The sequence below is a fragment of the Nostoc sp. genome, assembly GCF_036917555.1.
In the GTDB taxonomy this organism is placed as follows: domain Bacteria; phylum Cyanobacteriota; class Cyanobacteriia; order Cyanobacteriales; family Nostocaceae; genus Nostoc.
Genome location: NZ_JBALDD010000023.1, coordinates 543,890 through 557,073 on the forward strand (window position 1 = coordinate 543,890; position 13,184 = coordinate 557,073).

Genomic DNA, 13,184 nt, shown 5'->3' on the forward strand with positions numbered 1-13,184 from the left:
CCTACCCCATCGCCACATCAATACTTAACTTACCAAAATGAATTGTATGTAGTACTTGAGTTATGGATGTTGAAGAATTGCTCCAGCGCTATGCTGCTGGTGAGCGGGATTTTAGAGGTGTTATTTTGATTGGGGTTAACTTGAGTGGTCTCGACCTGAGTGAGATTAACTTGACTAATGCCGATCTAAGCCAATCGGATTTGGTCGGGATCAAGCTCCGAAAAGCAAATTTGCGAGGGGTTAATTTCTATCAATCTGGTTTGCTTGATGCCGATCTTAGTGAAGCCGATCTTAGAGATACTATCTTGGAAAATACTGACTTCCAAGCTGCTAATCTTAGAGGAGCTATTGTGGATGATGCTATCAAGGATGCTGTCTTGGAAGATACTATTATGCCGGACGGCGAAATTGTAACTTATTCCTCTTGGGAAATGCCACCCATATAAGTAGAGACGCAATTATTGCGTCTCTAGAAACCACCTATTTAGCCTTCTTACGTGTAATTGCACCCAACAAAAAGAAGTTGTTAATTAAATTATTCCTGGACCCCTACCTCGGCTGTCCCCTTTTTCTGTCAACTTGCCTTCCTCATCCTGATTAACTTCTCCAAGTTCTTCGATACGTTGTTGCCTATCTTCTGCCGCTTGCTGGCGTGCATCACCCGGTTCTTCGTAATACATTTCCGGTTCAATTGCATAGTTATTAGACAAACCTTCATTATCCACGGTATAGCCGTCAGTGGTACGTATACTTTCTGAATCGGTTTGATCGTCAGTGGGTGCATCTGCTTCCCGTTCTTCCGTGGGACTTGTTTTGAACTTATCTCCTTCTCTTTCCATTCGAGCAGCGGTTTCAGCGGGGATAATGCCGCGATCGTAATTACTGACTTCCGCTCTATCAGATGAATCTGTATCTCTCTTAACTGCTTCATTAGCCATAATTTATGTCCTCTGTTAAAGAATGTATTAAATAACTTCAAAAACTAGATTAGACTGTTTCTGATCTCTGAGCTACTATCTTGAGAAGTGACTTAAATTTAAAAATAATGTTATGTTCTCTATCTTTTGATGTATCCAAAAGACTAAAATGGAATCCGGTTAAATACTGTTGATTTACATTTATTCGGTAGAACAAGGGTTTTAGTTGAGGTCAACTTAACATTAAAAGGGCAATTAGAAACTGCAAATATACAAGGCTTTACCCAATTCCGTAGAGACGGACGAGAGTTTGTGTAGCTGCAAGTTCTATTTGCCCGTGTAAATCCTAGTTTAATAGTGAGTAAATTTACTCGCCCACGAATTGGTTTTTCAGTAATTGAATTTCATCCACTAATTCTTGCCGAGTTGAAGCCTTCAGTAGATAACGGAAAATAAACCAACTGGTGTAACTAATTCCAACTAACTCAAAAAGTAGTGCTAGTAGTGGAATATCATGGATTGCAGCTATCACGGCTAGTACTAGCCTAGCTGTAATAATTGCCGCCAAAATTAAAGCAACAGTTATTAGAGGCTGCTTGTAGTCCTGAAAAAAGTCACTTAGATATTGGGGCAGTTGCTCTAAAAATTGAGAAATTTGTCTACTAATTTGCTGCCATTGAGATTCAGGTTCACGGGCTGGCGGTAACTTGGGCAAGTTTGCCGTATCAGTACCTTCAAGTGCTAGCGTACCTTGTGATAAGGAAGCATTGATGGATTCACGTTGCTGTTGTTCGGTTTCCATAGTTTTTATGTTTGGTAACTACAAGACTTTGTATAACTGAGCTGAGCATCAATAAATATAGTTATTAAGGTCTTCAGTTGTCAATTACTAGTGGTCAGTTAAACTTATTACTGACCACTGAAAGTTAGCAGGGATTTATTGTTAGTTGCCTTAGTTAGTTACCTTGGCAACAGTTGCTTTCACAACTACACTTTTGACACCTTTAATTTCCTTAGCTAATTTTTCAATTTTAGCCAACTCTTGCTGATTGGTGACAGTTCCAGCGACAGTAACAACACCACCGTCTGCGGCATTAACTGTTAGTTGACCTTTGGGGATATTAGCCTCCAATTTTGAGCGAACTTCACTTTCTAAGTCAGCTTTAGCTCTTTTTGTATCGCCACCAGTGGTATTATTACGCTGTTCGCGGGCGCGAATATCCTCATTTAGTTGTCTTCTACGAACTTCACTTTGCGCATCTTTTTGAGAAGCTTCTGTTGTTTGTGCAGTCGGTGTTTGGGGAGCCGCATTAGGATTATTGGGTGCAGATTCACTTGTTTTAGAAGCGTTATCACAAGCAGCAACACCAAACAATAAAAGGCAACTAATTACGAAGGGGGTTAGCTTTTTCATTGGTTTAATTCTGAATCAGAAAGTGAAATCTATTGATATTTACGGCAAAAGTGAGGAGCAAGTTTTTTTAGTCAGGAGCAAAGTTTTCAAATTATTGCTCCTACAATTTTGTCTAATTAGTGTGAGTGAAAACTACTTTAAATTAAAGTACTTCATCACGACGATCGACAATAACTACAGAAGGATCGTTTCTATTAGTCTCTGTTGAGTAATTGGGACGAATAGGATCGACTACTGCTGCATCACGATCGCTTACTCGGTTGGAGCCTGGGCGATATTCACTAATTTCAGTGGCATCATAGATTGCAAATTCTTCAATACCTCGATGTCTAAGAATCGCTTCGGCTTGGTGGATTTCAGCTTCCGTACCATCGATAATTACTAAGTAGTCACCTCTTTGAAAGCGATCGCTATATACTCGCGCCTTGTCTTCAGGAATTCCCAAGCCAGCGAGTGCGCCTACAATACTCCCAGCTGCTGCACCGATCGCACCACCAGTTAATGTTGTCGCTAAAGCTGTTGCAACTGCGCCACCTGCAATTACTGGTCCGATTCCAGGAATTGCTAGAGTTCCAAGTCCAACTAATAAGCCAGTCAAGCCGCCTAGAACACCGCCTGTAGCAGCTCCTGCTTTTGCACCATCGTCTGCTTTATTACCAGTACCAACATTTCTGTCTACATCTACACCAGCGATCCCTTGACCATCTGTGTTTTTGGCAATGATCGAGACTTGATTCAACGAAAAACCTGCATCTCGCAATTCTGTAATTGCTACTTCTGCATCTCGACGATGAGAAAATACCCCGATCGCACGTTTGGCAACACCACTATAACCCGCAGCCGGAGTTGGAGTCACATAACCAGTGGTTGCATTTGTCGCATCTGGGTGGTCGTAAATGCCAAACTCTTCCACACCCTGATTATTTAAAATTGCTTCTGCTCTAAGTATTTCTGAATCTGTACCATCAATAATGACTAAATAGTGTCCTCGTCTAACACGTTCGTCGTAAACTCTAGCTCGTTCTTCAGGAATTCCTAAACCAATTAATGCACCAAGCAAACTACCAGCCACTGCACCAATACCAGCGCCAGCCAGAGTTGTAGCTAGGGTAGTTGCTGCGGCTCCAGCCAACATAATTGGCCCGATTCCAGGAATTGCTAAAGTACCAAGACCGACTAATAAGCCAGCCAATCCGCCCAAAGCACCGCCTGTAGCTGCTCCGACTTTGGCACCTTCGTCAGATTGATCGCCAACGCGATCGCTCACACCTGCGCCAGCAATATCATCTCTGTCTCCATCTTGGGTAATGACAGAAACTCTGTCCATGTCAAAGCCAACTTTTTTTAATTCATGTAGGGCATTTTCAACATCTCGACGACGAGAAAATACACCTACAGCACGTTTATTTACACCTACTACCATTATTCTTTCTCCTCAGCAAAAATCAATTATTTACTAATTCATAGCTTATAACAACCCTTATTAATACATGTTTCTATTTATTTGTCATCAATCGCTTGGGAGAATTTTATCTCTATCATTAGACAGAGGTAGCTTTATCTAAAGTTAGTAATTAAATCTCAATTAGAAAATATATTTTATTTTCTAAAGTTTCTATAAAAATTATTCCAATTTTTTCATAAAAATTGATATTAACAAACATTATTTTATACCGTTTGCTAATATAACTCACCCGCTTGGAACCTGCTATATCGGTAGATACAGTTTGATAATATTTACTTTATAAATTTTCTTTGAGGAAATATTAAATAAATCCTAAATAATACATTACTTTCTTTGATAAGAGATAAGAGAAATGTTTGTTTTGTTAAATACAACTTTTGGTAAAATAACCTATTACCTAAGAAAGTGCCAGCTTACATAAATGATAATTAAGCTGATAAATAAGCTATTTTATAAATGGGTATTTAATTGAGTAGAAGTGAGAAAATCCTATGTTTCAAGGTGTTTTAACTATTTTGGAAGGGAATCGCCTAACTTTTGGATTAGCGCCGATAACTTTAGCTCAAGAAGTACTAACTCCAGAAGAAGCGTCAGTTGTTTTTTCTGGGCCTAAATTGTTGGTGGCACTGCTAGCTGGGGTTTTGATGGCATTTGCCTTTCAATTGTTATTGACAAACTTTTCAGTTGCTGTCGGAATTTCATCTTGGGAAATTGACTCAGATTCTGATGATGAGTCGGAAAGTTTGGGCAAGACAATTCGTAAAGGTCAAGCAAAAGTTGGTGCTTGGGCGTTAATAACTGTTAGCATCGCATTATTTATTGCTTGTTTTTTAGCAGTAAAACTCAGCCTAATCGAAAGTGCATTTTTAGGAGCAATTATTGGTGTAGTCATTTGGTCTACCTATTTTTCACTAGTAATTTGGTTGGGTTCATCGGCAGTAGGTTCTTTAATTGGTTCTATATCTAATACTGTAACTTCTGGTTTTCAAACTCTGATGGGTACAGCAACTGCTGGCATCGGTGCTAATACTGCGAAAAAACAGTTAGTTTCTACTGCTGAAGATATTACAGCCGCAGTCCGGCGGGAATTAACTTCAGGTTTTGATTCTGAAGGTATTAAAAATACCCTCCAAAGTTCTTTAGGTTCTCTACAATTACCAAAGCTGGATATTAAAGAAATTCGGAGTCAATTTGAGCAGCTTCTTAAAGATACAGATTTACAATCTGTTGCTAACAGCGACCTTTTGCAAAACATCGATCGCCAAACATTTGTTGATTTAATTAGCAGCCGTGGCGATTTATCTAAAGAAGATATCAATAGCATTACTGACCAATTTGAAGGTGCATGGCAACAAGCTTTAAATCGCAAAAATCCTACAGAACAAGTAATTAATTTACTCAAGTCTGCTACTCCTGAAGAACTTAATTCTGATCAATTGGGTGAACGGCTTCAAGAACTGGTTACAATCGGAGGCGGTAATGGCAGTGGTGTAATCAAGCAAGCTATTCGATATGGCTTAAGTGCGGCTGCACCAGCAGTTCTGGAACGGGTAAACCTTTCTAATATCGATGTGAACAAAATTACAACTCAGTTGCAAAAGCTGAAAGAAAAAGTTCAAGATGTCGATGTCGATCAAATAACAGAACAATTTCAAAAGTTTAGAGAGCAAGCAACTGAGCAAGTATCTGCAAAATTATCAATATCACTGGAAAATGCGATTAAGGCAGATGTAGAAGACTATATATTGCATTCGTTCCCTTGGCACTTCAATCGAATTACCCTAGTAGATGAATTTAAAGAAGTCATCTATGACGTAAATGCAGATCCGACAACTGTGAGACGAGAGTTGGAAGAAATCAATCAAGAATATTTCACCAACTTACTAAAGCAGCGGGGTGATATTAGCGAAGCTAGGGTGAAAGAAATTTCCGAACAAATGGAAAGCGATCGCCTGGAAGTTTTAGAAACTGTCAAACAGGCTCAAGCACGAGAAAAAGGGCAAGATTTCCGCAGCCGCATCGAAGATTATCTGCGTTCAACGGGTAAAGATGAACTTAATCCTGAAGGTATTGAACGGGACTTTGGCAAGTTGCTGGACGATCCACAAGCTGGTTTTGAAGATTTAAGTAGCCGCTTCGGACAATTTGACCGTGATACTTTTGTACAATTGCTCCAACAGCGTCAAGATATCAGCGAAGAGGAAGCTAATAATATTGTTAGTCAACTTGAACGCAACCGCGACAATCTCTTGAATCGTGCTAGAGAATTGCAAGAACAAGCAAAAGCAAAAGCTGATGAACTGCGCCAAAGAGTTGAAGAATATCTGCGGAATACTAATAAAGATGAACTCAATCCCGAAGCTATCAAACGCGAGTTTAAAGTTTTATTAAACGATCCCCAAGCTGGAATTAGCCAATTGACTTCGCGCCTATCGCAATTTGACCGCGATACCCTAGTACAATTGCTCAGTCAGCGTCAAGATTTGAGTGAAGAACAGGTAAACGAAACTCTCGATCAACTTGAAGCAGTCCGAGATAGTATTTTGCAAATACCGCAACAAGCGAAAGAACAATACGAAAAAACTACAAAAGCGATCGCTGAATATCTCCGCAATACCAACTTGGAAGAACTCGATCCAGAAGGTATCAGAGGCGATTTGGAAAAATTACTCGACGATCCCAAAGCCGGAGCCTTAGCACTGCGCGATCGCTTGTCTAATGTCGATCGAGAAACCTTGGTTAAACTCGTGAGTCAAGGCGGAGACTTGAGCCAAGAGCAAGTTAATCAGCTCATTGATCGCGCTCAAGATGCCATTGGTGATATCCTGAGAGCGCCACGACGTTTAGCCAAGCGTACCACTCAACAAGCTTTAGATTTTGAAGCCAATCTCGAAGAATATCTGCGTAATACCAACAAAGAAGAACTCAACCCTGAAGGAATCAAACGCGATTTACAATTGCTGCTGTCTTCTCCCCGCGCTGGAATTGGGAATCTAAGCGATCGCGCTGCGAAATTTGATCGTTCGACAATTGTGGCGCTATTATCCCAACGTCAGGATATCTCAGAAGAGGAAGCTAACCGAATTGTGGATCAAATTGATTCGGTTCGCAGCTCGATTGTTGAACAATTCCAACAGATTCAGCAAAGAGTACAATCAGTACTAGATGGAGTTTTTGCCAAAGTTCGCAACTATCTCAACTCCCTGGATCGTTCCGAACTTAACTATGAAGGGATTAAGCAAGATTTTGCGAAAGTGTTTGACGATCCCCAAGCCGGATTTGAAGCATTGCGCGATCGCCTTAGTGAATTCGATCGTGACACCTTAGTTGCTGTATTGAGTTCTCGTGAAGATATTTCCGAGGCGGATGCTAACCGCATCATTAACCAAATAGAATCAGCGCGGGATGGCGTATTGCAACGAGCCGAACGCATCCAGAAAGAAACTCAAAAACGCTTGAAAGCGATTCAACAGCAAACTAAAAAGCAAGCTGAAGAAACCAAGAAAACCGTTGCAAATGCTGCGTGGTGGATATTTGGGACAGCGATTACTTCCCTTTGCGCCAGTGCGATCGCAGGTGCGATCGCTGTGACTGGAATAACTTTACCTGGCTAAAATATCTTCGTCATCAGGAATTGTGAGAAATACAAAGTGGCATTCAGTCTTTATAAATGAATGCCACTTTTTTTATTTATAAAAACAAGTACGATTGTCTGTACTAAGTAGGTCAACCTAATTAAACATAAAACGCTCAACTTGATACTGTCCGTGGTTAGCTCGATTATTTATACCATCAATAATAGCGATGCCTGCGGCGGGCTACACCTACGCTAATTCATATTCATCCTCAAAATACTTGACCAGCAAGCTCGTCACGCTTGAGATGCAACTATTCATCTTCAATCCGATTCATTTAGGGACTATAAGGAGGAAGAAAAAAGACGTACAAATCTTGTTGCTGCCAACGTTGGTGCTGCTGGCGAGCCAAAGAGCTTTTATGGACAGAGGCATTATCATCAATGATCACGGTGATTTGTCCAGTTTCAAGTAAGCGAGTAGCAGCAGTTTGAGCAAGACACTCCATCAGCGTTGGTGGATTTGGCAACGATAAGATTGACGGCGGATCTGGCAATGATACGATTAGCGGTGATTTTGGTAACGGTGGTATCCTCACTGGTGCTGGTGGAACTGATGTTCTCACTGGAGGATCGGGTAACGATGTTTTCGATTTCAACTTCGTTTCCGAGAGTCAACCTGGTTTGTTACAGGATGCGATCGCTGATTTTGTTGGAAACGGTATCCTTGCAGGCGATCAAATCGATCTATCTACCATCGACGCCAACTCCATTAAAGAGGGCAACCAAGCCTTCACTTTTATCAGGAGTCGTGCATTCTCTGCAATCGGTCAAATCCGTTATTCAGGAGGTATTCTCCAAGGTAGCACTGATGGGGATCTGTCGGCTGAGTTTGAAATTCGGCTTGCAGGAGCGCCACAATTAGTAGCAAGCGACATTATCCTTTAATTTAATATTATCTGCCTTGAAAATAAGGCAGAATGCAGAATTTTGATAATTGAATAGTCGCAAATAGAGATAAGTTTACCTTGCCTATGTTATAGTTTATAGCTATTAAATTGCGCTGCGTATACATCAGAAAATCAGGTAATACAATTACAACTGTTGCGATGATGCCACTTAATGAAAAAGATGTCAGAGAATTTGAGAAGGCAAGTTTTGACGCAAGGGATCTAGTGATCGCACTGATTAACAAGGCTTTTAAGTTATTGGCAATTACTTCCTTATACATAACTAGATAAATCACCAAATAAATCTCAAAAAGCAAAACCAACCCTATCTGAACAAAGGTTTCAGATTTTGTTTTAGCGAGAGGAATAAAAGAGAGTTAATTACTCTTTCTTATAGATAGAAAAAAGTAGGCTTGAAAGTAATACTATAGTCTTGTGATCGTGAATAAAATCAAAATGTTCTAAAAGCTATGCGCTTCTGTAAAACGAAGTTTGCCTATTTCATAGCAGCCTACTACTGCAACCAGTAAAGACATTAAGGATATCACATAAATTTGGCATAATTTTAATGCCAATATCATCAATACATCTAGTACTTCTCAAATCTTCAAACTTAACAGCAAAGACCTGTTCCAATCAGGTGTGGTTCAGTTATCTTTTCCCACTCGTTATTACTTTGCGTTGCTTTCTCGGCGTTGCTGAATGACAGTGTGAAGTTTAAAAATTAATTCAATATTTGAAACTGTTTCCTTTACACCTTTGGGGGAAACCAAATTCATACTCTTAATCAGCAACACCGTTTTCTGATGGGAAAGTGACGAGGTTATTTTTTACCCTCTAAGTTCAGGAGAAACTTACTAATGGCAATTATCAACGGTACCATTTTTAATGACAACAATACCATCAACGGTTTCCCACTAATCTTCCGCCCTGCCTTAAATGGGGGTACTGGCAGCGATATCCTTAACGGCAATGCCGACGATGATACCCTAAATGGGGGTGCTGGCAGCGATATCCTTAACGTGCTGGCGACGATATAGCCAAATTATAACGCCCAGGGTGTAGCGATCGCACTGGTCTAATAAGGGAATGGCACTAAGCTTAAAATACAGCCCCGATCCTGGGAGGCTCCGTCTCCAGTGCCTTTACCATAGGCAGCAGCCCTCTCAAAATATATTTCCAGTCTAAAGACTGGGAACGAATTCAAGTTACACAAATCTTTAGGCTTTTCTTAGTGTCATGCGTCTAACAAAGCTTTTAACTTATTGGCAATTATTTGTTATATATAACTACAGCAACTAATAAGCAAATATCAATATGCAAAACTAACCCCATCTGAACAAAGGTTTCCGATTTTATTATGACCAGAGGATAAAAGAAAGTTAATTATTCTTTTTTATAAATAGAAAAAAGTTAGCTGGAGGGTAATACTATAGTAATGTTATTATGAATACAGTAGTATTACACTTAAATATATATAATTACGTAGGAAAAATCTAGTTATTTCTTAATATTTTCCAACTTAAACGACTAAAAATATAAGGTACAAGGACATCAGATTATTTTTGATACAACTTTGATGTAAACATCATATAATACATTTAGTACTTCTTAAATATTCTCAAAAATTCTCAAATATTTAGACTTAATGGTAAAGACCTGTTCCAATCAGGTTTGGTTCAAGAATATATTCCCACTCTTGATCTTTTCGCCTTGTTTTGTCGGCATTGCTGAATGAAAGCATGAAATTCCCAAATTCCATGTTTGAAATTGTTTGCTTTATGCCTTTGAAGGAAACCAAATTTATACTCTTAATCAGCAATGCCGTTTTATAATGGAGAAGTAAAGACGTAATTTTTTTCCCCTCTAAGTTTAGGAGAAACTCATCAATGGCAAGTTCAATATCAATTTCCTTCGGTAGCGGCAATGTTAGTGCCAGCTCTAGTAGTAGTAGCAGTAGTAGCAATAATGGTCAGAGCGATACCGTTAACGTTACTAGTGGCAACGGTACCCTTATAGGTGGTAATGGCATCAGTATCATTAACGCTGGTAATGGCAATGATAGCCTCTTTGGTAATGGTGGCAACGATGTTCTTAACGGTGGTGGTGGCAACGATAGGGTTGATGGCGGTACTGGCAAAGATGTTCTCAGTGGAGGATCAGGTAATGATACTGTTATCGGCGGTGATGGGGATGATACCCTGGCTGGCGGTACTGGCAAAGATATTCTCACTGGAGGATCAGGTAATGATACTTTCGACTACAACTCAACTTCTGATAGTCCACTTTCGTCACGTGACTTAATCACTGACTTTCGTGGAAACGGTAACTCACTAGGCGATCGAATCGATGTATCTACTATCGATGCCAACTCCACTATTGGGGGCAACCAAGCTTTCACTTTCATTGGAAGTGGTCAATTCTCCGCACCCGGTCAAATCCGTTATTCTGGAGGTATTCTGCAAGGTAACACTGATGGGAATCTATCGGCTAATTTTGAAATTCGGCTTATAGGAGCACCACAAGTAGTGTCAAGTGACCTCATCCTTTAATTTAATATTCCTGCCTTGAAAATAAGGCAGGAGGCAGATCGCTTTTAGCGTCTCCCCTTGGGAGAAGGCAAAAGGCACTAGAGAATGAAAATATCTCTTTCTAGTCCTCAGTCCCTAGTCACTATTTTCAAGGCAGATATAATTTTGAAGAAAAACTCTGGTGCAAAGTTAGAGTGTCTCCAGCTTTGCACCGGAATCAATATCAATATACTGAGCTATAAACGTAGAAAGTCAGAGCCTCAACTTGCGGCAATGGCTTTTTTTCATATTTAAATTCGTATTGCTATCCCTAGTATTTCCGGCACTCTAGATGCCTAATACACAAGAATCATCCCTATTTTATATAAACGCTTAGATGAAGATTTATTCTAATTAGGGCTGACCAAAAGACATGGTGAAACATAGAGAATTACTCATATTTGATCGCACTGCCCAGGCATGAGAAAATCAGGTAATACAATCGCAACTTTTGCGATGATGGCACGGAAGGAAAAAAGATGTCGGAGAATTTGATCAGCCAAATTGTAACGCAAGGGGTGCAGCGATCGCCTAATCGAGCTATGCTGCGTGCAGTTGGTTTTAAAGATGAAGATTTCAATAAAGCCATTGTAGGCATTGCCAATGGCTACAGCACGATTACTCCCTGTAATATGGGGATAAATCAACTGGCACAAAGGGCAGAGATTGGGATTAAAACCGCCGGAGCGATGCCGCAAGTGTTCGGCACAATTACTATTAGCGATGGGATTTCGATGGGAACTGAAGGGATGAAATATTCCCTAGTGTCGCGGGAAGTAATTGCCGATTCCATTGAAACCGCCTGTACTGGACAAAGTATGGATGGTGTGCTAGCCATTGGCGGTTGTGATAAAAATATGCCAGGGGCAATGCTGGCGATCGCCCGGATGAATATCCCTGCAATATTCGTTTACGGTGGCACAATTAAACCCGGTCACTACAACGGACGCGATTTAACTGTTGTCAGTTCTTTTGAAGCTGTTGGTCAATACAGTGCTGGAAAAATTGACGAAAAGGAATTATTAGAAGTTGAAAATCGCGCTTGTCCTGGTGCTGGTTCCTGTGGTGGAATGTTCACAGCTAACACCATGTCTTCAGCATTTGAAGCGCTGGGGATGAGTTTACCCTATTCCTCGACAATGGCGGCAGAAGATGCCGAAAAAGCCGACAACACCGAAAAATCAGCATTTGTGTTAGTCGAAGCTATCCGCAAACAAATCTTACCCCGCCAAATTATCACCCGCAAATCGATAGAGAATGCCATCTCTGTGATTATGGCAGTCGGTGGTTCGACCAATGCAGTACTGCATTTCTTAGCGATCGCCCGCGCTGCTGATGTAGAGTTAACTATAGACGACTTTGAAACAATCCGCGCCCGCGTTCCCGTTTTGTGTGATTTGAAACCAAGTGGTAAATATGTTGCTACAGATTTGCACAAAGCTGGTGGTATTCCGCAAGTAATGAAGATGTTACTTGTGCATGATTTATTACATGGTGATAGCCTCACCATTAGTGGTCAAACCATTGCAGAGATATTAGCAGACATACCAGAAGAACCATCTGCCAATCAAGATGTGATTCGGACTTGGAATAACCCGATGTATCCTCAAGGACACTTAGCCATCCTCAGAGGTAATCTGGCAACGGAAGGGGCTGTCGCTAAAATTACCGGCGTGAAAAAACCAGTAATTACTGGGCCTGCAAGGGTATTTGAATCGGAAGAAGCTTCTTTAGATGCAATTTTGGCGGGTAAAATTCAAGCAGGTGATATTCTCGTCATCCGCTACGAAGGGCCTAAAGGCGGCCCTGGAATGCGAGAAATGTTAGCTCCCACCTCAGCAATTATCGGTGCTGGTTTGGGTGATGCAGTGGCATTAATTACCGACGGGCGTTTTTCTGGCGGTACTTACGGTATGGTGGTTGGTCATGTTGCTCCAGAAGCAGCAGTTGGTGGTGCGATCGCTCTTGTAGAAGAAGGCGATAGTATTACTATTGATGCACCGGCTCGTTTATTGCAATTGAATATATCGGAAGAAGAATTGGCTCGTCGTCATGCCAACTGGCAACCCCCCACTCCGCGTTACACTAAAGGCGTGTTGGCGAAATATGCCTTTTTGGTATCTTCTAGCAGTATTGGTGCTGTGACAGATTTGGACTTGTTTTAGTTAACCTGACGTAATAGACATCTCCAAAAAAGAATGTAGAGACGTAGCAGTGCTACGTCTTTTTAATTTCTAGTAATTTTTACCTAAATTTTATGAGTTTTTGTAAAAATCTTGAAGAAATTTCCGGAA

10 protein-coding genes are annotated in these 13,184 nt (G+C 40.7%); 6 read left to right on the top strand and 4 right to left on the bottom strand.

What is annotated here, in order from left to right; all coding sequences use genetic code 11:
* Positions 1–62: 62 nt before the first annotated feature.
* A complete protein-coding gene (locus V7K60_RS11165; RefSeq protein WP_334925422.1) occupies positions 63–446 on the top strand; it encodes a pentapeptide repeat-containing protein in 384 nt (127 codons plus the stop codon).
* 84 nt (positions 447–530) lie between these two features.
* On the opposite strand, the gene V7K60_RS11170 is transcribed toward V7K60_RS11165, so the two are convergent.
* From V7K60_RS11170 to V7K60_RS11185, 4 genes are all read right to left on the bottom strand, one after another.
* Positions 531–938, bottom strand: coding sequence for a hypothetical protein (locus V7K60_RS11170; protein WP_334925424.1), 408 nt, complete (start codon positions 936–938; stop codon positions 531–533).
* Positions 939–1,284: 346 nt separating this feature from the next.
* The gene (locus tag V7K60_RS11175; protein ID WP_334925426.1) at positions 1,285–1,719 is read right to left on the bottom strand and encodes a CAAD domain-containing protein; all 435 of its coding nucleotides are present in this window, start codon (positions 1,717–1,719) and stop codon (positions 1,285–1,287) included.
* 150 nt (positions 1,720–1,869) lie between these two features.
* Positions 1,870–2,331: a BON domain-containing protein gene (locus V7K60_RS11180; RefSeq protein WP_334925428.1), complete on the bottom strand. Its 462-nt coding sequence runs from the start codon at positions 2,329–2,331 to the stop codon at positions 1,870–1,872.
* Between the two features lie 142 nt (positions 2,332–2,473).
* The gene (locus V7K60_RS11185) at positions 2,474–3,754 is read right to left on the bottom strand and encodes a histidine kinase (protein WP_334925430.1); all 1,281 of its coding nucleotides are present in this window, start codon (positions 3,752–3,754) and stop codon (positions 2,474–2,476) included.
* A 533-nt stretch (positions 3,755–4,287) separates the two neighbouring features.
* Between V7K60_RS11185 and V7K60_RS11190 the strand changes: the two genes are divergently transcribed.
* The 5 genes from V7K60_RS11190 to ilvD all read left to right on the top strand — a co-directional run bounded on the left by V7K60_RS11190 (position 4,288) and on the right by ilvD (position 13,055).
* On the top strand, positions 4,288–7,410 hold the full coding sequence (locus tag V7K60_RS11190) for an MFS transporter (protein WP_334925432.1): 3,123 nt from the start codon (positions 4,288–4,290) through the stop codon (positions 7,408–7,410).
* Between the two features lie 644 nt (positions 7,411–8,054).
* On the top strand, positions 8,055–8,318 hold the full coding sequence (locus V7K60_RS11200; RefSeq protein WP_334925434.1) for a hypothetical protein: 264 nt from the start codon (positions 8,055–8,057) through the stop codon (positions 8,316–8,318).
* 862 nt (positions 8,319–9,180) lie between these two features.
* On the top strand, positions 9,181–9,360 hold the full coding sequence (locus tag V7K60_RS11205) for a hypothetical protein (RefSeq protein WP_334925436.1): 180 nt from the start codon (positions 9,181–9,183) through the stop codon (positions 9,358–9,360).
* An 849-nt stretch (positions 9,361–10,209) separates the two neighbouring features.
* Positions 10,210–10,872: a calcium-binding protein gene (locus tag V7K60_RS11210; RefSeq protein ID WP_334925438.1), complete on the top strand. Its 663-nt coding sequence runs from the start codon at positions 10,210–10,212 to the stop codon at positions 10,870–10,872.
* 497 nt (positions 10,873–11,369) lie between these two features.
* Positions 11,370–13,055: a dihydroxy-acid dehydratase gene (gene ilvD, locus V7K60_RS11215; RefSeq protein ID WP_334925440.1), complete on the top strand. Its 1,686-nt coding sequence runs from the start codon at positions 11,370–11,372 to the stop codon at positions 13,053–13,055.
* Positions 13,056–13,184 lie beyond the last annotated feature (129 nt).